At 41.7% G+C, this 26847-nt stretch carries 17 protein-coding genes; 11 read left to right on the plus strand and 6 right to left on the minus strand.

Annotation, left to right across the window (positions count from 1 at the left end; genetic code table 11):
* Nucleotides 1-28: 28 nt before the first annotated feature.
* The 3 genes from FD724_RS11675 (at nt 29) to FD724_RS11685 (ending at nt 3740) form a co-directional block, all read left to right on the plus strand.
* A complete protein-coding gene (locus FD724_RS11675; RefSeq protein ID WP_179072743.1) occupies nt 29-685 on the plus strand; it encodes an ISAs1 family transposase in 657 nt (218 codons plus the stop codon).
* 1069 nt (nt 686-1754) lie between these two features.
* The gene (locus FD724_RS11680) at nt 1755-2201 is read left to right on the plus strand and encodes a DUF2127 domain-containing protein (protein ID WP_179072744.1); all 447 of its coding nucleotides are present in this window, start codon (nt 1755-1757) and stop codon (nt 2199-2201) included.
* 132 nt (nt 2202-2333) lie between these two features.
* Nucleotides 2334-3740 carry a 1-acyl-sn-glycerol-3-phosphate acyltransferase gene (locus FD724_RS11685; protein WP_179072745.1) on the plus strand — a complete coding sequence of 469 codons (1407 nt, stop codon included), beginning with the start codon at nt 2334-2336 and terminating at the stop codon, nt 3738-3740.
* 159 nt (nt 3741-3899) lie between these two features.
* Here the strand turns inward: FD724_RS11685 and FD724_RS11690 are convergent, their stop codons facing one another.
* The gene (locus FD724_RS11690) at nt 3900-9704 is read right to left on the minus strand and encodes an ATP-binding sensor histidine kinase (protein WP_179072746.1); all 5805 of its coding nucleotides are present in this window, start codon (nt 9702-9704) and stop codon (nt 3900-3902) included.
* A 519-nt stretch (nt 9705-10223) separates the two neighbouring features.
* Between FD724_RS11690 and FD724_RS11695 the strand changes: the two genes are divergently transcribed.
* From FD724_RS11695 to ureG, 5 genes are all read left to right on the plus strand, one after another.
* Nucleotides 10224-12827 (plus strand): PAS domain S-box protein, encoded by a 2604-nt coding sequence (locus tag FD724_RS11695; protein ID WP_179075483.1) that lies wholly within the window; start codon nt 10224-10226, stop codon nt 12825-12827.
* A gap of 64 nt (nt 12828-12891) precedes the next feature.
* Nucleotides 12892-14670: an ATP-binding protein gene (locus tag FD724_RS11700; protein ID WP_179075484.1), complete on the plus strand. Its 1779-nt coding sequence runs from the start codon at nt 12892-12894 to the stop codon at nt 14668-14670.
* 418 nt (nt 14671-15088) lie between these two features.
* Nucleotides 15089-15535: an urease accessory protein UreE gene (ureE, locus tag FD724_RS11705; protein ID WP_179072747.1), complete on the plus strand. Its 447-nt coding sequence runs from the start codon at nt 15089-15091 to the stop codon at nt 15533-15535.
* Nucleotides 15510-16202, plus strand: a complete 693-nt coding sequence (locus tag FD724_RS11710) for an urease accessory protein UreF (protein WP_179072748.1) — start codon at nt 15510-15512, stop codon at nt 16200-16202. The genes ureE and FD724_RS11710 overlap by 26 nt, the downstream gene beginning before the upstream one ends.
* A gap of 66 nt (nt 16203-16268) precedes the next feature.
* A complete protein-coding gene (gene ureG / locus FD724_RS11715) occupies nt 16269-16865 on the plus strand; it encodes an urease accessory protein UreG (protein WP_179075485.1) in 597 nt (198 codons plus the stop codon).
* Between the two features lie 190 nt (nt 16866-17055).
* Here ureG and FD724_RS11720 read toward each other — a convergent pair whose 3' ends face one another.
* Nucleotides 17056-18942: an ABC transporter ATP-binding protein gene (locus FD724_RS11720; RefSeq protein WP_179072749.1), complete on the minus strand. Its 1887-nt coding sequence runs from the start codon at nt 18940-18942 to the stop codon at nt 17056-17058.
* Nucleotides 18943-19312: 370 nt separating this feature from the next.
* On the opposite strand from FD724_RS11720, the gene FD724_RS11725 reads away from it, so the two are divergent.
* Entirely contained in the window at nt 19313-19543 is a 231-nt protein-coding gene (locus FD724_RS11725; RefSeq protein ID WP_179072750.1) for a hypothetical protein, read from the plus strand.
* Nucleotides 19524-19805 carry a type II toxin-antitoxin system YafQ family toxin gene (locus FD724_RS11730; protein ID WP_114085402.1) on the plus strand — a complete coding sequence of 94 codons (282 nt, stop codon included), beginning with the start codon at nt 19524-19526 and terminating at the stop codon, nt 19803-19805. The genes FD724_RS11725 and FD724_RS11730 overlap by 20 nt, the downstream gene beginning before the upstream one ends.
* A gap of 236 nt (nt 19806-20041) precedes the next feature.
* Here FD724_RS11730 and ltrA read toward each other — a convergent pair whose 3' ends face one another.
* The 3 genes from ltrA to FD724_RS11745 all read right to left on the minus strand — a co-directional run bounded on the left by ltrA (nt 20042) and on the right by FD724_RS11745 (nt 24640).
* Nucleotides 20042-21772 (minus strand): group II intron reverse transcriptase/maturase, encoded by a 1731-nt coding sequence (gene ltrA, locus FD724_RS11735; protein WP_179072751.1) that lies wholly within the window; start codon nt 21770-21772, stop codon nt 20042-20044.
* Between the two features lie 541 nt (nt 21773-22313).
* A complete protein-coding gene (locus tag FD724_RS11740; protein ID WP_179072752.1) occupies nt 22314-22988 on the minus strand; it encodes a single-stranded DNA-binding protein in 675 nt (224 codons plus the stop codon).
* A gap of 395 nt (nt 22989-23383) precedes the next feature.
* On the minus strand, nt 23384-24640 hold the full coding sequence (locus tag FD724_RS11745; RefSeq protein ID WP_179072753.1) for an FAD-dependent oxidoreductase: 1257 nt from the start codon (nt 24638-24640) through the stop codon (nt 23384-23386).
* Between the two features lie 167 nt (nt 24641-24807).
* On the opposite strand from FD724_RS11745, the gene FD724_RS11750 reads away from it, so the two are divergent.
* Nucleotides 24808-26121 carry an ABC transporter ATP-binding protein gene (locus tag FD724_RS11750; protein ID WP_179072754.1) on the plus strand — a complete coding sequence of 438 codons (1314 nt, stop codon included), beginning with the start codon at nt 24808-24810 and terminating at the stop codon, nt 26119-26121.
* 19 nt (nt 26122-26140) lie between these two features.
* Here FD724_RS11750 and FD724_RS11755 read toward each other — a convergent pair whose 3' ends face one another.
* Nucleotides 26141-26758: an NUDIX hydrolase gene (locus tag FD724_RS11755; protein WP_179072755.1), complete on the minus strand. Its 618-nt coding sequence runs from the start codon at nt 26756-26758 to the stop codon at nt 26141-26143.
* Nucleotides 26759-26847: the final 89 nt, after the last annotated feature.

Raw genomic sequence — 26847 nt, forward strand, 5'->3', positions numbered from 1 at the left:
ATATTGTGATTACAGCAGATGCACTACATTGCCAAAAAAAACTGTTGAGTTAATTATTGAGGGAGAAAATGACTACATTATTCCTATTAAAAAAAACCAGCCAAATCTACTGAAAGTAGCTACTGAGTTAGCTGAATCCTCAATCGCTATCGATACTAATTACCATGATGAAAATTTACATGGACGAAAGACTACTCGTCAAGTCAAAGTCTATCCAATTCCATTTGAGTCACTACCTGATTGGGTTGGTGCTAAAAGTTTAATAGAGGTTAACAGATATGGAACTCGACCTCAAGGAAAGAAAAGTCGTCGCCAGATTGTTGACTATCATGAACAACACTTTTATTTGAGTAGCTTAAATTGTTCAGCCTCAGAATTTGCTGAGGCTATTCGTGGTCATTGGTCAATCGAAAATCAGCTTCATTGGGTCAAGGATGTAACTTTAAATGAAGATAACTGTATTCATACTGGCGGTTTTTCACCAGCTAATTGGGCGATGGTCAGACAGTTTTTAGTTTCCCTGGCTCGTCAGTTAGACTCTCGGACTCTTCCCGAAGCGTTAAGGCTGATGGCTAACCAACTTCAAATGATTTTTGATGCCCTATTTAACCACTCCGACTCCTTTTGCCCAATGCCTGTGAGTCTAACGGTCGAGGGAGAAAACTTTTTCTCTCCCGACAATTAATCCACCCTGCTTTTTAAGGGGGATTAGGGGGGATCTGAAAGTGTCTAAAGTCACAGTTTTGTAGCGACTGTCTTAAAAGTCAAGCGATCGTTAACAAAAAAACGTGGGTTGGAGCATTGACGCAACAGAGGAACGCTGCGCTAGATTCGGCGGTGTCTGGTACAGCCTAGAAGACTTATGGCTTGTAGTCTAGATAGTCAAAGCCCGCACCAGACACTCCGCTTCGCCGCCGAATCTTCCTCAGTTGCTGGATTTCTCGTGTAGGCAAAAACAGCATGAAAAATTTACCCCAGTCATAGGGGAGCATCAATGCGGATGCCGTACATTGCTGGCTCTGGGCATCAAGCAAAGTATAAAAAGGTTGACTTGTGATTAAACATTGACAATTGGTTTAAAGTTGTCAGTTAGACACCAAGGCAAATTATCTCGAACCATTGCATTTAAAATACTCACATCAATGCCTACCCATTGAGAAATATTTTCCATATTTCACTCTCAACTAATTTCTGTACCCTGTTTTGAATTCATCCCCTTGATTTAACTCATCCTTGCCCGATACGGACTGTATACTTTAAATATCAGTGTTTAAAGCTTTGACCCCGGCGACTGTTCGAGTTCTGTCAAAGAGATTGTTGTAGTGACCCATGCTACGAAGCGGTCTATTATGACCAAGGTTGGGACGGTCTACTACTCTTTCTAAGATACAAGGTTGGGTGCAGCGATCGCGTAACCCAACATAAATAGGGTGGTAATGTTGGGTTGCGTTTCACTCCACCCAACCTACATAAATATATCTTTTAAAAAAGTTTAGGTTTCAACATAGATGAGGTTTACACTTTAATCGGTAAATAATTGTCATTGGGATAAGGAAATAGGCAATAGTTAAAAGGGTTTTAGGCTAGTTCATTTTTCTGATTTTATTGTGCCTAACTTACTTAGTATTAAACTTAATTTAGGATTGCAAAAAGTGGAAACATGGGACGATAAAGAGTTGCTACAATAAACGTCTTAGTCGGTATCATCCACCACTCAATCCAAGTTTAAATTATATATACTTTTAGGGGGTTGTTTGAAAAAGCGTCCATTGGGGTTAGTAGCAATTGTTGTCTACAAATCATTTGCAGCCTCGCTACTTATGTTTACTTCCATTGCTTTATTATTGACATTAAAAAATTATCAAACTCTAGAGGCTTTTTCAGAAAATTATGTTTTAGAAGGTAAATCGATAATTATTGATTGGATTTTAAAGAAAGTTATCAACTTAAATCCTAGAACTTTGGCATTTAGCGGCATTGGAGCAGGAGTTTATGCTATTGTTACTACTATTGAAGCTGTTGGTTTATGGTACGAGAAGCGTTGGGCCCATATCTTAGTATTGGGACTTGTCGGTATCAGTATCCCACCAGAAGTTTATGAATTAATTCGGGGAATATCTCTTATAAAAATATTCGTATTTTTGTTAAATCTAGCTGTATTTGGATATTTACTCCGAAATTTTCCTAAACATCCAAAATAATTTTTTATTCGATAATTTAGGATCTATCTTTGAAAAGTTTCTTAGTGCTAAGTCTTGATTAAGAAGTAGTACTTGTGAATCTTTTGACTCAGTACGTTGTACAATCGCTAAAAACACAATCTGGAGAGCGACTTGCCTAGATCGATTCAGTCTACTCAACCACCACTGAAATTTATTACTCAACGGTTTAATCCGTTGGTACTCCAGATTGTTCGGTGGTTACTGCCGATCGCACTACGGTTTCGCACTCGCCCTTGGCTAACGGCTGGGATTGTCGGTATTGAAGCCCAAAATGTTGAGGTATTAGCTGACCTTTATCAACAATTCCAGGCTGGGAAAATTCGCTTTTTGTTAGCATTCCGTCACCCAGAGGTAGAAGATCCTCTGTGTATGCTGTATTTGCTTTCCCGTATTGTGCCACGAGTTGCCCGTGAGGAAGGTATTGTACTGCAATCCCTTGTTCACAGTTATTTTCTCTATGACCGAGGTATGACGGTTTGGGCTGGAAATTGGCTAGGTTGGTTATTTTCACGGGTGGGAGGTGTGCCGGTTCATCGGGGTAGACGACTAGATCGGCAAGCGATCCAAACTGCACGGGAGTTATTTGCTAATGGCGAACTACCGATCGCAGTAGCGCCAGAAGGCGGTACTAATGGTCATAGTGGTATTGTTAGCCCACTGGAACCAGGCGTTGCTCAAATGGGTTTCTGGTGTGTAGAAGATTTACAAAAAGCCAATCGCACTGAAACTGTGATTATTGTGCCGATCGCTATCCAGTATCGCTACGTCGAGCCACCTTGGTCTAAACTGGATTGGCTGTTGAGTAAGTTAGAAGCTGATAGCGGCTTGGCAGTTAAGGAAATTGATCGGGGCACTCAAGAAGAGATTTACTATCAACGCCTCTGTAGGTTGGCTGAATATCTCATTACTGAGATGGAAGAATTTTATCGTCGCTTCTATCATCAAGACATCCCAAAAACCATCTCAACTGATGAATCTGCTAGCCCAAATCAGGTATTAATTGCCCGACTTCATCGCTTGCTGGACAAGGCTTTACAAGTTACTGAGCAATATTTTGGAGTTCAGGCACAGGGTAATTTTATTGACCGTTGTCGCCGCTTGGAAGAGGCTGGTTGGAATTACATTTACCGGGAAGATTTGCCAGATATCAATGCTTTACCACCCTTTAAACGCGGTTTGGCAGACTGGATTGCTGAGGAAGCAGACTTGCGGATGCGACACATGCGGATAGTGGAAAGTTTTGTTGCAGTCACAGCTACTTATATTCAAGAAAAACCGACAGCCGAAAGGTTTGCAGAAACAGCGTTACTTGTATTCGATATGCTTTCTCGCATTCAAGATACAACACTTCCAGGGCGACCTCGCTTAGGTTTGCGAAAGGCACATATCACTGTGGGAGAGCCAATTTCAGTTACTGAACGCTTTCGCAATTCTCAAGGCGATCGCCATACAGCTAGACAAGGTGTAAGCGATTTGACAAAAGATTTGCAAATTGCTTTAGAGAAGATGATTAGCTAGGCGTAATTGAAGCAGGCAGGAGTGTGGGAGGTGTGGGAGGATGGGGAGGATGGGGAGGCAATGCAGCATTTGTTGATATGCAGTTATTCAATTTCTCCTTTTTCTCCCCACACTCCCCACACTCCCCACACCTCCCTCTGCCTCCTGCCTATAGTGATGTCAATTCCCGATTGGTAGTGTTATCTCAAACTCAGAACCTTGTCCAAAAGTAGAGTTTACTTTCAAAGTACCTTCATGTTTTTCAACTATAATTTGTCGAGCGATCGCTAATCCTAATCCTGTACCTTTACCTACAAGTTTAGTTGTAAATAAATGCTCAAAAATGCGCTTTTTGACATCATCACTCATGCCAATACCGTTATCAGAGATTTGAATTTTGACGTGAGTATCATTATATATTGATGTTGTAATAGTGATACAGTTAGGATTAACTGCAATTTCTTCAAAGCTATATCCTTGGTTTGATTCTTCTAACGCATCAATGGCATTTGCCAGCAAATTCATAAATACCTGATTAAGTTGTCCAGGAAAGCATTCTACTTCGGGAATATTTCCGTAGTTAGTGATGACTTCAATTGCCGGATGTTTTTCGTTAGCCTTGAGGCGATGTTTCAAAATTAAAATAGTGCTATCAATACCTTCGTGAATGTTAAAGGGAACTTTGTAATCCTTATCTGCCCGCGAGAAAGTTCGCAAACTAGTACTGATATTTTTAATGCGATCGCACCCGACATCCATCGACTCAATCATTTTAGGTATATCTTCCAAGAGATAATCAATCTCTATCTTCTGGGCATGTTGTTCAATTTCTGTTGGAGATACCCCAGAACGGTACAATTGCAAATGCTCAATGATATCTTCTAATCCTAGCCTTGCTTCGTTGACATTTCCTGCGATAAACCCAATTGGGTTATTGATTTCGTGGGCGACACCTGCAACTAAATTCCCCAGAGCAGACATTTTTTCACTTTGGACAATTTGTAATTGGGCTTTTTGTAAATCTTCGATGGCTTGTTCTAGTTGTTGGGATTTTTGCTGGACGACAGCTTCGGCAGCTTTGCGATCGCTAATGTCTAAAATTAAACCATCCCAAACAATTGCACCATCATCTTGTTGCTCTGGACGAGATGCCGCTTGCACCCATTTCATCGTTCCTGATGGCGTAATGATTCGCCATTCGTGAACAAACGGTGTCAAGCTTTGAGCAGATTCCATCATTGCCTGATTGATGCCTGCAATGTCATCAGGATGTTCAAGAAAACGAGGATTTTGCTGGCCGCTGATTATTTCTTCTGCTGTCACTTCATAAAGGTTATAACAGCCAGAACTTATATAGGGCATAGAAACCAAATGTTCTGGTGTGACATGGAGTTGGTAAATTGCTCCAGGAACATTATCGGTAACTTTCTGGAAACGGGCTTCGCTTTGCTGAAGATTTGCGTAGAGTCGAGCATTTTCGAGAGAAATTGCCGCTTGAGTACAAAGGAAATTCAACACTAAAATGCGATCGCGGGTAAATACCCCACTTGTCAAATTATTTTCTAAGTATAAAATTCCGACTAAACGCCCCTGGCTGAGTACTGGTAAACACAGCACACTCTTGGGTTGATGTTGGCTTAAATAATCATCAATTATTGGTAAATGAGTTTTGAGATCGTCAACCACAACCACACTAGCTGTATTTTTTACATACTGAATTAGCGCAATGGGAACATTAGGATTATTTTCGAGCGGTTCTGACTGTAAGCTGGTGCTATCAAAGCTAGTAATTGCGCGGATTTGCCATTTATCATCTTCAGGTAAAAGCAGCGCACATTTATCAGCACCAGCATTTTCGAGGATAATTTGGGTAAGTTGCTGTAAAAATTCATCGAGTTGAATTGTTGCAGAAAGAGTTTGTGACGCTCTGAGGATAGAGCTAAAGTCAAGGATGTTGTTGATGCTAATACCAGAAGAAGTTGCGGTATGAGTCAATGCGTGGACTGGGTTAGCAATTGTTGCTAAGGTTTCTAATGGATTTAGGGTTTGTACTACTTGTTGCAAAATTGGACGCAGCAATTCAAAGTAGCGTTTTTCTAAGTCATCCGTCTTGGCTTTGGCTCCCCACCGGGCATAGCAAGAATAAGCTGTCTGCATATAGGCTTGGGCGACTTTTTCTTTGTCCCAGTTGAGGTAAAATTTGGCGGCGAGTTCGTTAGCGAGGGCTTCATCTTGGAGGAAGCTGTTTTCCTTGGCTTTTGCGATCGCGCGATCGTAAAATTCAATTGCCATAGTGCGCTCGCTCAGAATTGCATACCGTTCGGCCTCTACCAAATCCCAACGGTGTTGATGGTTACAAGGAGCTAGTGCTGCCCATCTTTGCATCTTCTCTTGATTAGCCTCGACTTGGGCGAGAATCTGTTGCTGTTCTGACTCAGTTGCAGCTTTGTAAAGTGACAGATGAATCAAAGAATCATAGAAAAAATACAAAGCGACACCGAATTGGGCGATACCAGCATCTAAGTATTGCTTTGCCTGGGCAGACTGCTGGGCAGCTTCTTGATACTGCCCAAACAAATACCAGAGAATCGTTTGATTAACTTGCCAATGAAAAAATCCCGTTCGGTCTTGAGTTGCTTCATTAAGGGATAATCGTTGTTCAGCATTATAAATCGTTCCCGTCAAGCGATCGGGAGATTGGTTCTGTCCGAGTAAATTGAGTACAGCTTGATAGCACATTTCCAGATATTGCAGCGGCGATTCTTGCTTGATTGAATGGATACTTTGGCGATAGGCTGCCATCTCATTCGCTAACCCAGTTAATTCTCGCCCCGCAAAATAAGCATATTGACAATACGCTTGACCATTCAATCCTGTACTCTCCATGTCTCCAGTTTCCAGTCCATTCTGGTAGCCCTCTTGCAGATACACAAGTTGTTCGCGCAAAGGGTCTTTCCAATGACGGATAAAGTTGTAGACAATAAAGTAGGTTCTGCATTTAAAGGTTTTGGACTGTAATTCCAGCAGGTTTAACGCCAATTGTCCAAACTCATAACCAGCTTCCAGATTACCAAATACACCACAGAGGATGATGCCGTAGTCGCCATAAGCATAGACAGAAACAGGACAATTACCATATTTAATCGAAAATTCTACTTGCTTGAATATCAGTAGAGGCATTAAAACAGGTGTTGCCAGATAAGCAGCCGGAACCATTTTGCTCATGATTCTCATAGCTGCCAAGTAGTGAGCATCGCTCATAGTGGATAAATTGAGCAAATCGAGAGAGGAACGTCCTTCCCATAACCGCATAGTTGCTTGCGCTGCCTGTCCAATATCTGCCGGAGTTGGTTGTTGAGGAAACTCAATACCCAATAGCTGCAACACTTGCGAACCAATGTTCAGCGTTTTCAATGGAAGACCTTGCGATTTTGCTGCCATCATTCTGGTTACGTAGATGGGAATGCTGTCGAGCAAGGTATTAGCATGTTGCAACACAATTTTTACCCATTGCTCCATCTGCTCAAAATCGGTATTGAGATAAGTAGCTTCAGCTACCTCAACATATAGCGCTAGGGTCAAGTCATAGTGACTTTCCCAAGAATGACGCGACAACAAGCTAATTCCCACGGTGAAATACTCGACTGCTACTGTGTATGCAGTTGCAGATTTTGCCCTCCGTCCAGCAATCAGATTTAATTCTGCCAGTTCTTGCTGCTCTGAGGGTTGAGTGATTAAGGAACTACCTGCATTTAAATGAGTGACAATTTCAAATAGTCGTTCTTCCCGTTCCAAATCTGAGGAATTGCGTAACAATAACATCCCAATTTTGTAATGGGTGGATTGCTTTTGGTCGTCTGGAATTAGGGAATAGGCAGCTTGTTGCACGCGATCGTGTAAGAATTTGTATACAGTATTTTGAGAACTTTGTTGAGTAAATATTTGTTCTTCCTGCCCAATAGAAAACTTATAAACTTCACTTTGAGGCAAAATCAAACCTTCTTGTAACCCATTCCACAAACAAGCTGCCGTTTCGATTTCTAACTGTTCCGAAACGATCGCCAATGTTGCTAAATCAAATTGATTGCCGATACAAGCCGCTAACTTGAGAACCTGTTGAGTTGATTCTGGCAGCCTCCGCAATTGAAACGCCATGAATTCCAAAACATCATCTGTCATGGCTTGTTGATTAATTTTGGCAATATCACATTGCCAACAGCCTTCTTCAAAATTGAAGGTAATCAACCCATCTTGGTGTAATACTTTGAGAAACTGTGTAGCAAAAAATGGATTTCCCTGAGTCTTTTGACAAACCAATTGCGAAAGAGGAAATGCTAATTCTTCTTTGCAGCCTAATGTATCAGCTACTAATTGATTCAACTTAACTTGATTCAGGTTTTGCAGATTTATCAAGTTAATTATTGTACCAGCTTTCTCAATTTCGTCTAAAGTTGATATTAATGGATGGGGCGGTGATACCTCATTATCTCTATAAGCACCAATTAGTAATAAATATCCATCTGACTCATTCATTAATAATTTGATCAATTTTAATGAATCCAAATCTGCCCATTGTAAATCATCTATAAAAATAACTAATGGATGTTCTGTTTTTGTAAAAGTTTGAATGAAAACTTTCAATAATAAATTAAATCGATTTTGTGCTGCCTCTGCTGTTAATTCTGGTATCGGTGGTTGTTGACCAATAATTTTTTCTAATTCAGGAATAACTTCAATGAGAATCTGTCCATTGTCTCTTAATACTGCGAGAATATTTTTTCTCCATTGTTGCAGTTGTTGATCGGTTTCTGTTAATAACTGCACCATCAAATCACGCAAGGATTGCACAAAGGCAGATAGGGGGATGTTCCGGTTAAACTGGTCAAATTTACCTTTAATAAAATAACCTCGTTGCCGAATAATCGGTTTATGAACTTCATTCACAACCGCAGTTTTCCCAATGCCAGCAAACCCGGCAATTAACATCATTTCATGGCTTCCTAGAGAAACCCTCTCAAAAGCTTCTAGAAGTTGTTGGACGGCTGTTTCTCTACCGTATAATTTTTCTGGAATAATGAAGCGATCGCAAATATCCCGTTGCCCAATTTTAAAGCGCTCAATCTTACCCGTTTTGTTCAATTGGCAAAGACAGTTTTCTAAATCATGTTTTAACCCTAAAGCACTTTGATAACGATCTTCAGCATTTTTCGCCATCAATTTCATGACAATATCGCCCAAGACTTGCGGTATCTCTTTCTCTTCTTCCCTTCTGCCTCCTAATATTGGTGGTTGCTTGGCAATATGACAATGTACCAACTCCATTGGATCATCTGACTCAAAAGGCAATTTTCCTGTCAGGAGTTCAAAAAATGTCACACCCAAAGAATAAAAGTCACTGCGGTAGTCTATGCCTCGGTTCATGCGTCCGGTTTGTTCAGGAGATAAATAAGCAAGGGTTCCTTCTAAAACCTTGGGATTAATCGGAGTTTGGTTTTCTCTAGGAAGTAAAGAAGCAATACTAAAATCGATGATTTTTACTTGTTTTGTATGCGGGTTAATCAGAATATTTGCAGGTTTGATATCCTTGTGAATTACCCGTTCTTGATGGAGTTCATAGAGAATATTACTAAGTTGCAGAGCAATTGTCAAAAACTCCACCAGTTCTAGTGATTGGTTTTTAGTATATTCTCTGAGAGAAATTCCCCCAAAATCTTCCATTACCAGAGCATAACCATTACGATATGCTTCTAGACTATAGGGACGAACGATAGTAGAAATGTTTAAATTTTTGGCAATTGTGTATTGGTTACGAAACTGTAATAGTTCGTTAAAAGTAGGAGATTCTACTTGCAAAATTTTAATGACAACAGGTTGTTGATCCACCATTCTAATGGCTCTATAGACTTTAGTTTTGGAGCCTTGATAGAGGATTTCTATTAATTTATAGCCGCTAATTCTATAAACTTCAGGAATTGCTGTTGTCATGGTTATGCTCTCAATAATCAAGATTGATTGTCAAAAATTTGACTTTTATTAGCAGATATATAGTTATTATTCCCAAAATTAGGGTTTGCTTTTCAAGAATATAGGGATAAGCTGATACGCTTTTAGTTGTATATAGAACAATACCTTGGGTTAAGGCTTTGATCTTCCCTTAGCCTACTTAAAAAGGAGGGAATTAGAGCAATAAAACCACTCTACACAAAGATATGATGATGCAACTTGATTGATGATTAGCTTAGTTTTCAGAAGAGGATTGAAATTCCTCCTGAACACAGCAACTAAAATTAAGAGATTCAACTTGGGCCTTAAACTTTTACCTCAACTTCACTCAGCCTGGACTAAACATCCCGCCATCCATGTACAGCAATCGTGAACTGATGGTTTTTGGACAACTGGTTCACCCGATTGGGTGAATGCGATCGCAGCATCCAGAACTACTCTGAAAGTAGAGGAACTTTTTCTGCTGTTAGTGATAACGCCAACAGCCAAAAAAGTCTCATAATGGCTATGATTGCCTTGAATATTATGTCAATTGCTTATATATCAAAGGTTCAAAGAGTGGATGAAATTGTCAAATCACCAGATTTCCAGCCAGAGAAGATCGCTCTATTGGAAACAATTGCTGCCAATTTACCTGGGATGATTTTCCAAATTCTGCAACGGCAGGATGGCTCTGTGTTTATCCCTTATATTAGTTCTGGTTATGAATATTTGTATGAATTAAAACCAGAAACTGTACAGGCAGACTTTCAGGTGCTATATAAACTGATTCATCCACAGGATATAAAAGCTTTTACAGAATCTATTACTGTTTGTAGTACCACTTTTAAACCTTGGCATTGGGAAGGTCGCATCATTACGCCTAGTGGCAAACTGAAGTGGATTCAAGGTACTTCGCAACCCGAACGACAAGAAACAGGCGATTTTCTTTGGAATGGCTTAGTCATGGATATTACAGACCGAAAACAAGCCGAAGAAAAATTGCAAGCGAGCGAGGCTCGGTATAAAGCAATTTTAGATGCTATTCCCGATTTGATGTTTCGCATTAGCCGCGATGCCGAGTATCTCGATTTGAAAAGTGAAGGAGCAAATATCACTCTTTCGAGAGAAGAAATAGTTGGGAAACGCGTGCAAGAGTTATTGCCTAGTGATGTTGCAGCAATTAGCCTGGAAGCGATCGCTAAAACTTTAGATTCTGGAACTTTGCAAACTTGCGAATATCAACTAGCAACGCCTTTGGGAGTCAGAGATTATGAGGCGCGGTTGGTAGTAAGTGGTGAAGATGAGGTACTAGCAATTGTCCGAGACATCACAGAACGTAAAAAAGCAGAAGTCAGCTTACAAAATCTTGCTCAAAAATTTGCTAAAGCTTTTAGTTGCAGTCCTGATTCCATTACCATTAGTACGCTGCAAGAAGGGCGGTTTATCGAAGTTAACGACAGTTTTGTCGAACTCTCAGGTTATGAGCGAGATGAGGCGATTGGTAAAACTTCTTTTGAATTAAATCTGTGGGTAGACGATCGCGATCGCCTAAATTTGTTACATGAGTTGCAAAGCACAGGAGTTGTTCGCAACTTAGAATTTGAATTTCGGCAAAAGTCTGGCAAGATAATTACAACGCTGCTTTCAGCCGAAATCATCGATTTAGATAATATCCCTTCAATCCTAGCAGTCCATCACGACATTACAGAACGCAAGCAAGTAGAAGCGCAATTCCGCCTAGCAGCACAACGCGATCGCTTGTTGGCAGAAACTCTAGTGCGAATTCGGTCTTCCCTTAACTTAGAAGAAATTCTGCAAACCACCGTAACAGAAGTTAGGCAATTTCTGCAAGCAGATAGAGTTTTCATTGGTTTAAATAATGCCAAGTTAGGAGTCAGAACCCTTGCCGAATCAGTAGATCCTCAGTATCCATCAGTCTTAGGTTGGTCTACTAATGATGAAGCTTATTTACAAGAATTGAGAAACTTACTAAAAGATAATCTTGTACGTGTTGTTGAAGACATTACACAAATAGCAGTATCTCCTAAAGTTAAAGCACACTATCAAAAATTCCAAACAAAGGCTAGCTTGGCAGTACCACTGATGCTAGGCAATGAATTATTTGGTGCGTTAATTGCCAATCAATGCTCAGGTTCGCGTCATTGGCAGCCAATAGAAATTGATTTGCTACAACAGATGTCAGAACAAGTAGCGATCGCCATTCAGCAAAGCCAGATATACCAAAAACTCGCAGAACTTAACACTAATTTAGAACAACAGGTAGAAGAACGAACAGCACAGTTGCAGCAGAAAATGCAAGAATTTGAAAAACTGGATCGTGTCAAAGATGTTGTTTTGCATACAGTTGCCCATGATTTACGAACTTCGGTGATGGGTAACTTAATGGTGTTAAAGAATTTGTTAAATCAGGGAGTGGGGAGGGGCGAGCAGGGAGCAGGGGAGCAGGGGAGCAGGGGAGAAGAATTAATAACCAATGCCCAATTCCCAATGCCCAATTCCCAATTCCCAATCCCAGTATCTCGCTCAATAATCGAGCGGATGATTCAAGGCAACGATCGCCAACTAGCGATGATTAACTCATTGCTAGAAATTAATTCCTGCGAAAAACAGGGTATTGACATCAAACATGAACCTGTGCAACTTAGCACCGTGCTGGGAGGAACAGTCACCCACTTGGAACCTGTGTTGACACAAAATCAAGCGACTCTGAAGAACTTGGTTCCCGCAGACTTACCGTTAGTAATGGCAGATGGGACTCTGTTGCAGAAAGTTTTGGTAACTTTAATCACGCATAGCTTGCAAAATAATCCACCAGGATTAAATTTTATTCTTAGTGCCAGCATTGAAGGGGGAATGATTCGCACTCAGATTCAAGATGATGGTGTAGTAATGAGTAAACTAGAGTGCGATCGCCTTTTCGATCTCCATGTCCGCGATCCTCAAGATTGTTGTTCTACCAGCATTGGCTTAAAAATGTATCTTTGTCGGAAAGTTATTAAGGCACATGGCGGCAAAATCGGTGTTATTAGTAACCGCAAGCGCGGGTTAACTTTCTGGTTTACATTACCTCTCTTCACTTCATCCGCAACAAATCGCCCATAAATCACCAAAAAATGAGAGGGTGTTATTTATAGCAATGTTGAGTAAAGGAAACACCCTCGACGGTATGGGCAAAGTTGCTTGGATGCTAATAGCTACTCCATTTACAACAGTGCAAAGCTGGTGGAGAAAAACCTTTTCTGCACCAACAACAGATGAAACCACTACTCTTTACAGAGCTTGGCGTAACCGTTTTTTGTGGCAGAGATTGCGTTTATGGTTATGGCTGGCGCTGATTTGTTTGTTGTCTTTTACTTTGCGAGACATTTACGGCTTTTTGTTCTCTTTAAAAGAGTTGGAAAGTCTGCCAGAAATACTTAGAACTCAACGCCTTGTAATCAATATTGCAATGCTCCTGAGTATACTGATCTGCTTTGCCTTACATAAAACTAAATTAGGTCGTAATCGTCCAGATTTATTATTTTTGGGGTCTTCTTGGGCAATTAGTCTCGCATCACAGTTATTTGCCACCCTGAGAGGTTTCGCACTACCCGATGCTATTGGTTGGTCACTGCTCTTCTTGAGCCAAGCTATATTAATGCCAGTCTGCTGGATTGTTCACTTGCTGTCTCAAGTGGGTGTACTAGTTTACTATTTTGGTGTAAATACGGTGCTTGGGCTAAAGACACCAGTCCCAGAACACCCAGAAATATATAGTGTGACATTTCTTTTATACATTTTTTGGTTTTGTGCTATATGTGACATTGGTGTTTATCTATACGATCGCCTGCAACGTTCTGAGTTTTACGCTCGTCAAGAACTGGAATTTGCATATCAAAAACTCAAGGTTGCAGAAACTAAATATCGCACCATTTTTGAAAACGCCGTTGAAGGGATTTTTCAAAGCAGTCCCGATGGACGTTATATTACGGCAAATCCTGCTTTAGCAAATATTTATGGCTACTCCTTAGCGGAGGAGGTGACAGCACATTCCACTGATATTCAGCAATTGTACGTTGATCCAAACCGCCGCGCCGAATTTGTGCGGCTGATGGAAAAGTATGGTAGCGTTTCCGAGTTTGAATCCCAAATTTATCGCCGAGACGGGAGTATTGTCTGGATTTCGGAAAAAGCTTACGCAGTGCGTGACGAACAGGGAAAACTGCTTTACTACGAAGGTTTGATTGAAGACATTACCCAGCGCAAACAAACTGAAGAAGAACTACGAGTATTTTTCCATGCAGTTTCCCACGACTTACGCAATCCAGTACTGGGTACTTTAATGGTGCTGAGAAACTTGCTTGCAAGTCCAGAGGAAAATATTTCGATTTCCCGCTCAATTTTAGAGCGGATGATTCAAAGTAGCGATCGCCAACTCAACTTAATTAATTCGTTGATGGAAGCTCATATCAGCGAAGTGCAAGGTGTTGTTTTGCAACGTCAGCCTGTACAATTACTGACAGTTGTCGAAGCTGCGATCGCAGATTTGGAACCATTGCTAGAGCAAAATCAAGCCAAGCTGACCAATCTAGTATCCGCAGATTTGCCATTATTGAATGCAGATCCCACCCAACTATGGCGAGTTTTTTCTAACTTAATTGTCAATTCTATCAAACACAATCCTCCTGGATTGCTATTGACAATTAACGCTACCCGTGAAAATGAGATGATTTATTGTACTGTCAGTGATAACGGTACAGGCATTAGTCAACAACAAAGCGATCGGCTTTTTGACCTTTACTTTCGGGGCGCAAATATCCGCAATTCTGTAAGTTTGGGATTGGGCTTATATTTATGTAAGCAAATCATCAATGCTCACGGCGGCGAAATTGGTGTGAACAGTGTATTGGATGCAGGGGCAACCTTCTGGTTTACATTACCTATTAGTAGCGCATTTACAGGCTAAAGTTGCTAATTAAACCTTTTTATTACCAAAAATATTTTTTAACAAAACAGTAAGAAAAAAGGAAGAAAAGAAGTAATTTTGTGACGAAACAGAAGAGGAATAATTCTAACTTTTATAAAAAAATCGTAATGGGCTACGCCCCCCTAAACCAATTAATTCGTAATTAAAGACTGTTATATAAGGCAATACAGTTCAGTTAAGCATCTCTTTCTTCTCTCTGCGTTCTCTGCGCCTTCTCTACGAGACGCTGCGCGTTGGCGGAAGCCTCTCGTAGAGAAGGCGGTTCGTGAAAAAAATGACTTTGGTAACAGAGTTTTAGCCTTAACTGAACCGTATTGTTATATAAGGAAATTAAAATGATTTGTAATTAGTTAAATTAGAACCATAATAAAAAGTGGAAGCTCAAGCTAAACTCTGTATGCTGACATTTACCCAAGTTAAACCACCTAATTACGATGCCGTAGTTACTTTTACTCTGGCGCTGACAGCAGAAGAACGCACCCGCAGCCGTCATCGCTTTGAAATTGAAGATGGTAAGGTTGTGTTTTTACATTTACCCAGAGGAACTGTCTTACACGATGGCGATATTCTGCAAGAAGAAACCCATAACAGTTTAATTAGAGTTATTGCCAAACCAGAACTAGTAGTAACTGCCTTTGCCCAAACATCACTTTTATTATTACGGGCAGCATATCATTTAGGAAATCGCCATGTACCTGTAGAAATTACTCCAACTTATTTACGCTTGTCCTCAGATTCAGTTTTACGTGCAATGTTGGAACAATTGGGGTTAGAAGTTAAAGAGGAAATTTTACCATTTCAGCCAGAATTAGGAGCTTATGGACAACACCATCATGCTCACTGATAGCCATCTTTTGAGTATTTTACAGTTGGCTAGCCCCGCTTTGCCTGTGGGAGCATATAGTTATTCTGAAGGCTTAGAAATGTTGGTGGAAAATGGTACGATCGCTAACCACGCACATCTCAAAGATTGGTTAAAAGCAGAGTTGCTCTACGGGGCAATTCGTCTAGAGGCGGCGGTGATGGTACGATCGCAGCAATCTGCAAAAATGGCTGATATTGAGTCCCTATGCCATTGGAATCTGTGGTTATCGGCTGCTAGGGAAACAGAAGAATTACGCGCCTCTAGTTGGCAGATGGGGCGATCGCTGATCCAATTACTTGGTAAACTAGAACCGCAGATTATACCTATTGCCAATGCTGTAGGTAATCCTTGCAATTATGCGATCGCTTTTGGTATTGCCGTTGCCCATTGGCAAATTAGCATCCAAGCCGCATTACTCGGATATCTGCATAGTTGGGCAAGTAATTTAATTACTGCTGGCGTGAAACTCATCCCCCTTGGCCAAACAGCAGGACAGAGGTTATTGCTAGATTTGCAACCATTATTTAGTACTGCGGCGTTAGAAATTCTCGCGTTGGAAGATGATGAACTCGCTTGTTGTAGTTGGGGTTTGTCGCTGGCGAGTATGCAGCATGAGACGCAGTATACAAGGTTGTTTAGGAGTTAGTCAAAATAATTCGTAATTCGTAATTCGTAATTATTACAAATGACAAATGACAAAGGACAAATGACAATAAACGCATTTAGAGTAGGGGTTGCTGGCCCGGTGGGTTCGGGGAAGACGGCTTTGGTGGATGCTTTGTGTAAGGGATTGCGTGAGCAGTATCAGATTGCGGTGGTGACGAATGATATCTATACTCAAGAGGATGCTCAGTTTTTAGTGCGTTCTCAGGCGTTGGCTAGCGATCGCATTTTGGGTGTAGAGACTGGTGGTTGTCCTCACACTGCCATCCGCGAAGATGCTTCGATGAATTTGGCGGCAATTGAACAGTTAGAAGAACGTTTTATCGATTTGGATTTGGTATTTTTGGAAAGTGGTGGCGATAACTTAGCTGCTACTTTTAGTCCAGAATTGGTGGATTTAACAATTTACGTCATTGATGTTGCAGCTGGTGATAAAATTCCCCGCAAAGGCGGGCCGGGCATTACCAAGTCTGATTTGTTGGTGATTAACAAAACTGATTTAGCGCCTTATGTTGGTGCAGATTTAAGTGTGATGGAACGAGATGCTAAAAAAATGCGCGGCGATAAACCTTTTATTTTTACTAATTTAAAAACTCAGTCTGGACTTGCAGATGTAATTAACTTTGTTTGCAAAAATATTTGTTGAAAAAGAATTCAGGAGTCAGAATTCAGAATCAAGACAACTAAACCTGCATATTTAGTGCGGATGCAAAAATACCGTTTATTCGGACGCTAGTTAACTTGCTATCCGCCACTCGTACAGAATTCATGCTGTTAGCGGATAGCTAAGGTTTAGCCCATTCTGACTCCTGACCCCTGACTCCTGAATTCTATTTCTATAAAGCCCTTAGATGACGACTTCGCACTCGTTCAGCACTACCAGTAGGAATTGCAGCAATTAATTTTTGCGTATATTCCTCTTTGGGTTCTTGGTAAATGCTTTCGGCTGTGCCTTCTTCAACAATTTGACCGCGATTCATAACTAAAATGCGATCGCTCATAAATTTCACCACACTTAAATCGTGAGAAATAAAGATATAAGTAAGCTGAAAATCTGACTGTAATTCTTTGAGAAGATTTAATACCTGCGCCTGTACTGAAACATCCAACGCTGAAACTGATTCATCACAGATGATAAACTTAGGATTCAATGCCAAAGAACGGGCTATGCAAATCCGTTGACGTTGACCGCCAGAAAACTGATGAGGATAGCGGTTCATCGCATCTGCACTCAACCCTACCCGTTCTAATAGTTCAACTACCCGTTGCCGTCTTTGTTGCTTTGTCTTCCCAACGGCGTGAATTAACAAAGGTTCCATCACCGCGTCGCCAACCTTCATCCGTGGATCGAGGGAACTAAAAGGATTTTGGAAGACTATTTGCATTTCCCGCCGCAATTTTTGCAACGGTTCTCCTTTGAGGCTAGTAATATCTTGTTTCTCAAAGATAATCTGACCACTCATCGGTTCAATTAAGCGCAGCAAGGTTCTGCCAAGGGTGGTTTTACCACAACCAGATTCTCCCACCAAACCTAGTGTTTCTCCTGGCTTGACATCAAAGGAAACTCCATTAACCGCCATATTGTAGCGTTTTGTCCCACCAAACACCCCGCGCACTGGAAAACCAACTTTCAGGTTGCGGATTTGCAACAGGGGTTCTTTTTCATTGAAGTTTGCTAATCTTGCAGCAATCTCTTCGGTGGTGACTTCTATAGGTAGCGCAGGTTCTTTTGGCTGAATTATTACTTGTCCTGTTGCTGTCTCTTCTGCACTCATGTAGTCAGAAACAGTGAGTAATTTTTGGGGACGACGGTTGAGTGTGGGGCGACAAGCGATCAAACCTTTAGTATATGGATGCTGAGGACTGCTGAAAATTTGATCGGAAATACCAGATTCGACAACTTTACCTTTATACATCACCGCTACTTCATCAGCAATTTCTGAAATTAGCCCCAAATCGTGGGTGATGAAAATCATTGCCATATCACGGCTTTGCTGCAATTCTCGCAACAAGTCCAAAATAGTCGCTTGCACCGTCACATCCAAAGCTGTAGTTGGTTCATCGGCAATTAAGATTAATGGGTTGCAAGAAATTGCCATTGCAATCATTACCCGTTGCAACTGACCCCCAGAAAGTTCATGAGGGTAGCGTTCCAGCATGGCTTCTTTGTGTTCTTTAACCAACTGGGCCAACTTTGATGGTTCTGGTTTCGATGAATTGCTGTTGGTTTGATGCCAAGTTTCGATATATTGCTGCTGTATATCTTCATCGCTAGGTAGAAGTTTAACCTCTTGTAGACCTGCGATCGCAATTTGTCGTGCTTGGGCTGCTGACACCTTTTGATGCCGCATAATCGCTTCTGTTAGCTGAAACCCAATGTCATAAACCGGATTAAGCGAACTCATCGGTTCTTGAAAAATCATGGCGATATCGCCACCCCGGTGTAACTGCATTTGCTCAGGAGGCAGTTTTACCAAATCGATGGGGTTCCCATTCTCCTGCGGACGAAACCAGATTTCACCCCCAGTAACTGTACCGGGACTTTGCAACAAACCCATCACAGCTAGGGCTGTCACTGATTTACCACTCCCCGATTCTCCTACTATTCCTAGAGTTTCACCTCGATGCAGTCCAAAGGATATACCATCCAAAGCTCTGACTGTGTTGCCATCACCGGGAAATTCAACTTGGAGATTGCGAACCTCTAGGACAGTTTCTCTCATAGGAGTTGGGTAGAAATATTAACTTAAAATTATTTGATTTTAACAATAGTTTTGATGTATATGTGAGTAAATTTAATTTTTACACTTTTTGGCAGTTTCTCACATACTTCCACAATATACATCTGCGATATACAACTGCTTGTGACTTCTGCAAATTGCGATCGGCTCATGATGTTTAGTGATGATTGCCCTGGCGATGCCTACGCCTACGCTAATCCCTGCTTTTACTTTCCAGAAACATTTGCCCCTAAGGTGGTTGGATTATATCATAATTCTTGCCGAAATTGGCTAAATTTAAGAAGCTGAGGCAATGGAAATAGAGATTAAAATAGAGTTAGTAAAGGTAGGATTTACTTGATTAGGAGGTTCTATGATGACTTTACAAGAAATTATTAATTCTATTGAAAGTTTGCCCACAGAAGATAAAGAGTATTTATTTGAGTTTCTTCGCCAGCAACGAATTGAGAATCGGCGGGTTGAAATTTTGGCTAATGCTCAGGAAGTAATGCAGTCTTTTAAGGATGGGACAGCAAAGAGAGGAAGCGTTGATGATTTGATCGCTGATTTACTCGGAGATGATGATGGAAGTTGTCTGGAGTAGTGGATTTAAGCGCTCTTTTAGGAAGATTACAAAGAAAAACCCGCAATTAAAGAATCAAATTGTTAATGTATTAAGGCTTTTAGCAGATGATCCATTTACACCGTCTTTGAAGTCTCATAAACTAACAGGAAATTTGGCGGGTTTGTGGTCTTGTTCTGTTGCTTATGATTGTAGAATTATCTTTAATTTCTCTGAGGATGAGAAGTTGTTAGAAATGGTTATTTTATTGATTGATATTGGTAGCCATGATGAAGTCTATTAAAAGGCAAATATAGAGGCTTAAACTTAGAATTTAGAGATTAAAATTATCCATTCCTAACTGTTCGATAGCTAAAGCCATGTGTCACGACAAGACGAAAAGCGTCAACACAGACAAAAAAATAGCACACCCTAAAGGATGGCTATTTGTAGAAATTGTCTAATTGTGATGTTGGTTAACAAATTGAATACACGCCCAACTACCAACTTTAGATGAACTCAGTAATCCCGTCACCGTGATTACTGGTCTTCAGAACCGAACATGAATCTTTCGCTTTCATTCGGCTCCTCAATTTCTTGATGCTTGACAGGCATACCTGTTCGGTGGATACGGTCGTGGCAGTGTCCATGTACTAGCGTTAAGTTCTCAGGTTTGTTATTTTTGTGATTTCCATCCAAGTGATGGAGTTCCATAATTTCATTCCCGATGAAGCTTAAACCGCAGTGGCTACATTTACCGTTTTGTACCTTCATTAACTTTGAAAGTTTCTCCGGTAATAGTGGATGTTTGCCTGCTCTACTACTCCAATAAGCTCTATCACCATCAAAAGGTGATTTTATGCCTTTGACCTTGGTATGGCGCTTAATTTTATACATTCCGTGAGGTTGTAGAAACCAACCATCTTCGGACTTAAACATCCATATAAATTTGCCATGAGCGCGGAAATATTTCCGCTTAATCCATTGGGCACCTTTGTTATGATGTCTAAACTCTGCCCATCTCCACAATTTCTTGTAGAGCAAGTCTCCCAATTTGTCGAAAATTTTAGAGCTGACTACTGTGCTGTAATAATTGCACCAGCCCCGTATGATAGGGCTTAGTTTCCTTATAACAGCATCTTGAGTAGCACCCCTCATTCCTCTTAGTTCCGACTTTAACTTCCTCAAGTGTGTTTTAATGGCTTTATTGGAAGGTTTGATTAAGGTTTTGTAACCCCTTTTTGAGTCATGTTCACCTACCTTGTATTGCCTGACATTGAATCCTAAGAAGTCAAATCCGGCAGGTTGGTTTTCATGCTCATTGAGGGTATGAACTAGGGATGTTTTACTATCCTTTAGTTCTAACCCAATCTTGTTGAGCCATTCCTGGATTAATACTTGGCATTTTTCCACTATTTCGAGTTTTGGGTAAACTACCACAAAATCATCGGCGTAGCGGATGATGCTTAAAGATGCTACGGGATTACTCCCTTTCTTGGTTATTTCCCCGGATTTTAGCAGGGCATTCTTTATATCATTTTCCATTCCATGTAATGCAATGTTAGCTAGTAATGGGGAGATGACCCCACCCTGTGGCGTTCCCGCATCTGTTTTCTGGAAAACTCCGTTATCGATAACCCCACCTTTTAGCCATGCTTTGATTAATCTTCGCATAGCTGGGAAGGTTCCCAATTTATCCAGCAACACTCCGTGATTGATTTTGTCGAAACATTGGGAGATGTCGGCATCAAGAACGTATTTAGGGATTTTGATACTTGCGAAGATAGCTTCGATAGCATCATGAGCGCTTCTACCAGGTCTAAATCCGTAACTGTTTGGCTCGAATTTAGCTTCCCATTCAGGTTCTAATGCTAATTTGACCAGGGCTTGTAAGGCTCGGTCATCAATTGTTGGTATCCCTAGCGGACGCTTTTCCGTTTTGCCAGGTTTGGGAATCCATACCCGACGTGTTGGTTTTGCTTTACTTGAAATACTCAATTGTCTAGATACTTCTAACCTTTGTTGGGGAGTGAGGGCTGTTTTCCCGTCAATTCCAGGGGTACGTTTACCCCTGTTGTCTTGGGTTACTTTTCTCACCGCTAAAAGCTTGGCAGCTTTGGATTTTAGCATTAGCTTCTGAAGCTTTTTAACTGCTAGACTATCCCCACGTTCTGAGGCTTTGTAGATTCTCTTTTGTAGCTTGTAGACAGCTTTTTGGATTTTCTTCCATTGGATGTCTCCCCATTCATACCTATGCAAAGCACGGCTCATGACTTGTTATCTCTACTTTTTAAGACCCTACAGTTCAAGAAATCGTGTTTCTGTCTGCATATCCTTCTGATTACAAGAAGGCATTGGCTTCTGAAACAATCCCTCCCCGGTAAAGTATCCGGCTGGCTACCTGCTCTAAAAATCGACCTTTTAGAGAACATATACCGGGGTTACACCGTTCCTGTTTGCTGTTATTGCGATAGACTTAGGTTCCTGCTTTCTGCCGGGTTAATTTTTTTTTTTTTTTGGGTATCTCTTGCAATCCATTCACCATGCAAGACCTTTCACCATCACCTTTTGGTTGCAGCCTATCAACCGCTTTTGGCTACTTCGACATAACGACAGTTCAGACACAGGTTTCTCTCGTAACCATATCTATCTATACTTGCTGGGGTTCCTAATGCGGTTTTAAGTTACCAGCTTTTAGCCCATGCACCGATTTAGGAGGGATGCCAATTTTCCTAAACTGGGCTATGTATCAACCTGATACCAAGGTGGTGAGAATTACACTCACACAACAAACAAGTTAGCCAAACTCAAGCTAAATAAACTTGAAGTTATGGCTGATTCCTACCTGCGGGCATTGGCTTTCGATTTCGTAGAAATCAAGCAAGCCAGATGAGGCAGTTCTGGAATCAACGGAGCGCACGAAAGGAATATCATCTGGATCTGGTTCTTCCGCTTTCACTGCTGGATAAGTAGTCCGCTCATAATTTGTAGATTGGGGTACGGGTTCGTAACTTGTCGCTTGGGGAGCAACGCCAACAGGATTTGCAGCCGGAGTAGGCGCTGGACGTGGTGACTCGTAAGTGTTAACTTCTTTCTGGGGAGGACGAGATGCTGATGGTTGTCGTGGAGTAGTTTCAGTGAATGATGGAGTTGCGGTTGCTGAAGGCAATGGATCAGTATTAAAACTACCTCCAACAGGTTGAATTTGTTGCACTGTCAATTCAGCGCGTTTTTCTTTAAAACCTTCCATCGGAACAGTATTCATGCCTAAACGCCCTACCAGGATGACGCGATCGCCTTGGTGGTAGTTTTGCTGAATTTCTGTCGCTAAATTCCCCCAGCCGACAACTTTCAGGGTGGCTGGCGGGTCTTCTGGTTTCAGGGAATTGGGAAACTGCACCAGCATTTCCGTAACTCCCAAATTATCGGCTGTATAGCGGAGTTGTGGCTCGTTAATAATTTCCGCCATCAAAACGCAGCTGTTCATTAAAATTACTCCTGACTGCAAAATGTACTGATTGAAAAAGTTGGGGTTTTTCTATGTAGTGCCAATTAATATCTAGATATGTTTAATTGTTTGCATTTTTTAATAATATTTGAACAAATTTTCTAACAGAATTCAGGAGTCAGAATTCAGAAGTCAGGAGAACACTTGATGAATGAATATACCAATCATACTAAACTCTTTATCAATTCTGACTCCTGACTCCTGGGTGCTGAATTCTTTTTAGTCCTTTCTAGCATAAAAGCCAAGCGATCGCTTTGAACAGCATTAAGTATGCCGTCCGCCACTCTCGCTTGACTAAATTGAGCATTCAATTCTGCATTGAGTAGTATAATTGTACCACTAATTTAAGAAAGAGAAAAAATTATTGGCAAAAATTAAGTCTTGACGTGAGAGGGGAAAACACCGAAGGCGATCAACCTGGCTGGTAGGTCGCGCAAGATAGGTAAGCGCAAAAACGCAGGTGGTACAAAGGTGTTATTTGAGGTGAGAACTGGCGCAAATACCCGCTTTTGGATAAAAGTTTGAAACGCCTGAATGATACGTGTGGGCAATTCGCGTTGACGCTGTACTTTTGCTAGGTCACTAAGTTGTACTTGTCCGTTTTTGAGCGGTTTGCTGAGTACATTCGCGGCGACGACAGCATCTTGAATCGCGTAGTTAATCCCAACTCCACCCACGGGGGACATTATATGGGCTGCATCACCAAGGAGTAACAGTCCTGGACGATACCAGCGTTTGACGCGGCTGGACTCCACTGAGAGAAAAGCTACTTGCGACCAATCATGTAAATTTTCGATGCGTTGCTGGAATTCTGGCACTACTTCCACAACAGATTTTTTTAATTCCTCCAAACCCTCAGCCCGCAATTTTTGATAGCCTCCCTTGGGGATGACATAAGCAACTTGCCACTCATCACCACGGTCAAGCATAGCGATGATTTTACCTTGACCAAAGCGCCCCATTCCCCCCTCTGGGTCTTCTGGCTGACGCGGTAGACGAAACCAAAGAATATCCATTGGCGGCGAGGTTTCGATTGACTCAAACTCACCCAGGTGGCGTAAACGTGAGTGGCGACCGTCTGCACCCACTGTCAGTATTGCCCGGACTTCATGCCAACCACCCCCTCCCCGATAGCGAACACCTTGAATTACGCCATTTTCGGCAATTAATTCTTGCACATTCGCACCCATTACCAGATGGAAACTAGGATATTTTTGTGCTTCTTGGGTGATGAACTCCAGAAATTTCACCTGGGGAAGCATCGTAATGTAGGGGTAGCGGGTTTTTAAGTGACTAAAATCTGCCAAAGTGACAGTATCTTGAGGTGTTTTAAACCTAATTTGGCGCATTTTGGCATGGGGGAGTTCTAGTAAGCGATCGCTAAGTCCCAATTCTTCCATAATTTCCATCACTGATGGATGAATCGTATCACCGCGAAAATCGCGATCGAAGTCTTTGTGTGCTTCCAGCAGCATCACCGAAATGCCTTGACGTGCTAACAACAGCGCCAAAACTGCTCCGGCTGGCCCCCCACCCACAATGCAACAATCTGTGGTTTGTACGTCTACAATGTCATGGACAGGGTTAATATTTGGATCTGAGGAAAGATTTTGAGGTAGATCGGTAGTCATAACAACACCTCCTGACAGCCCTAAAACCTAGCGTAGTTTGCTTTTGATGGTGCAAACTATTTTGTTAACTTTTCGTATTTACAGAGAACGTGTATTATGGGCGCTAAACTGTCATTAGTCAGTCGTAATTATCCTCCAATTCCCAATTCCCAATCAAATAATTAGTTGTGTCCCAAGTTATTTTAGAAAACGTTTATAAAAGTTTTTCCTCACGTAAAGGTGAAGGTGTTACCTCACAAAACCAATCTTCCCCCACGCCTGGGGAGAAAACTGATGCAGCGCAAGAACGTGCGGGAAGTGTTAACGTCTTGCGACGGATTAACCTGACGATCGCAGATGGCGAGTTTATGGTGCTGGTAGGCCCTTCTGGTTGTGGGAAAAGTACCTTGCTACGGTTAATCGCTGGGTTAGAAACGATGACTGGCGGTAATATCTGGGTAGGCGATCGCTTAATCAATGATCTACCACCAAAAGAACGCGATATCGCAATGGTGTTTCAAAATTACGCCCTCTATCCCCACATGACGGTGTATGACAACATCGCTTTTGGACTGCGCCGTAGGGGAAGCAGGGGAGCCGAGGAGCAGGGGAGCAAAGGAGAAAATACTCCCTATCTTCGGACGTGGGCAGAAAATCTCTTCGTGGGGGCGACAAGAAAGTTACCTAAAGGATTGCGCTACACTTCTGAGAAAGAACGGGCGGTGGATCAGCAGGTACGTAGTGTTGCCCAACTGTTACAAATTGAAACATTGCTGAATCGCTTACCCAAACAGCTATCTGGGGGACAAAGACAACGGGTTGCATTGGGAAGAGCGATCGCGCGTGACCCCCAAGTGTTTTTAATGGATGAGCCGCTTTCTAACTTAGATGCCAAACTACGGGCGGAAACCCGCGCTCAAATTGTCAAATTGCAGCGCCAACTTGGGACAACGACAATTTACGTTACCCACGATCAAACAGAAGCGATGACAATGGGCGATCGCATTGCAATTATGTCTGAGGGTAAAATTCAGCAAGTTGCTTCTCCCCTAGAACTTTACAACCGTCCTGCCAACCTTTTTGTCGCAGAGTTCATTGGTTCACCACCGATGAATTTTATTCCTGTGGAATTTCATGCCCCGCAGTTAATTACGCATTCCCAGTTGCGTTTCACCCTTCCAGAAGTGTGGGGAAAAGCTTTACAAAAGTACGATGGGAAAACTCTAATTTTAGGCATTCGTCCAGAACACTTGAACTTGAGTATGCCAGCCACCAAAAATCTACCAGTGCAAGTAGATTTGGTAGAGAATCTCGGCAACGATTCCTTTCTCGCTGTTAAGATTGCCGAACCGGGATTTCAACCTGCTACTACAGCCAAATCCCTACAAGTGCGAATCCCACCAGATCGTCTTGTACAACCTGGTGAGCAACTATGGTTATCTCTAACTCCAGAGAAAATTCACTTTTTTGACCCGGAAACCCAGTTAGCAATATTTCCTTAAAAGTAACCGTGTCTAATTGTTAATCAAAATCTGTCGGTAAGTCTGGTTGGCGATAATGTTGAAAAAGCCGCGTAATTTGTGCTGGTGTCACCCGTCCCAGAGAAAGTTCTGGTAACGCATTTTCAGAGAAAAAACCTACATCTTCAGTTTCAATACTTGATGATGGAGAACCACCGATAAGTTCACATTTAAAAAACAGTTTATAGACATAAAAAGGTAACGGTGGATGTCCCTGTTTGTTTCTGTCATAAACTGCTAGTAATTTAATAGCGCGTGCTTGATATCCAGATTCTTCATATACTTCTTTCACAACTACTTCACTGGGTGACTCGCCAACATCAGCCCATCCACCAGGTAAACTCCAGCAACCGTCAGCTTTTTCTTTGACTAACAATATAGTATTTTCGTAAAAAATCGCTGCCCGCACGTCAACTTTGGGAGTTGCATATCCGAGTTCATGGCTAAATAAATCGAGGACATAGCTGTGTTCTACGTTCGAGTAAGTCGCCATGATTTCTGTGGCGATCGCTCGTAATTGTTTATAGCGTTCAATATCAAAAGGCCCTTCAGAATAGGTTAGACCATTTTGAGCGATCGCTTGTAACTTTTGCGCCCATTCCAGCCATTTAGTTTCCATATTTAGGGATTGGGGATCGGGTACTGAGGATTGGGCATTGGGAAGAGGACTTGGGGACAAGGAGAATTGGGGACAAGGGGAAAGACTTG

Source organism: Nostoc sp. C057, from assembly GCF_013393925.1.
Lineage (GTDB): Bacteria > Cyanobacteriota > Cyanobacteriia > Cyanobacteriales > Nostocaceae > Nostoc > Nostoc muscorum_A.

What these genes read in the sequence shown, in the direction of transcription:
- FD724_RS11710 (WP_179072748.1), top strand. Translation starts at nt 15,510, where the DNA reads ATGGACAACACCATCATGCTCACTGATAGCCATCTTTTGAGTATTTTA.
- FD724_RS11725 (WP_179072750.1), top strand. Translation starts at nt 19,313, where the DNA reads ATGATGACTTTACAAGAAATTATTAATTCTATTGAAAGTTTGCCCACA.
- ltrA (WP_179072751.1), bottom strand. Translation starts at nt 21,772, where the DNA reads ATGAGCCGTGCTTTGCATAGGTATGAATGGGGAGACATCCAATGGAAG.
- FD724_RS11695 (WP_179075483.1), top strand. Translation starts at nt 10,224, where the DNA reads ATGGCTATGATTGCCTTGAATATTATGTCAATTGCTTATATATCAAAG.
- ureE (WP_179072747.1), top strand. Translation starts at nt 15,089, where the DNA reads ATGCTGACATTTACCCAAGTTAAACCACCTAATTACGATGCCGTAGTT.
- FD724_RS11720 (WP_179072749.1), bottom strand. Translation starts at nt 18,942, where the DNA reads ATGAGAGAAACTGTCCTAGAGGTTCGCAATCTCCAAGTTGAATTTCCC.
- FD724_RS11700 (WP_179075484.1), top strand. Translation starts at nt 12,892, where the DNA reads ATGGGCAAAGTTGCTTGGATGCTAATAGCTACTCCATTTACAACAGTG.
- FD724_RS11730 (WP_114085402.1), top strand. Translation starts at nt 19,524, where the DNA reads ATGGAAGTTGTCTGGAGTAGTGGATTTAAGCGCTCTTTTAGGAAGATT.
- FD724_RS11740 (WP_179072752.1), bottom strand. Translation starts at nt 22,988, where the DNA reads ATGAACAGCTGCGTTTTGATGGCGGAAATTATTAACGAGCCACAACTC.
- FD724_RS11745 (WP_179072753.1), bottom strand. Translation starts at nt 24,640, where the DNA reads ATGACTACCGATCTACCTCAAAATCTTTCCTCAGATCCAAATATTAAC.
- FD724_RS11690 (WP_179072746.1), bottom strand. Translation starts at nt 9,704, where the DNA reads ATGACAACAGCAATTCCTGAAGTTTATAGAATTAGCGGCTATAAATTA.
- FD724_RS11755 (WP_179072755.1), bottom strand. Translation starts at nt 26,758, where the DNA reads ATGGAAACTAAATGGCTGGAATGGGCGCAAAAGTTACAAGCGATCGCT.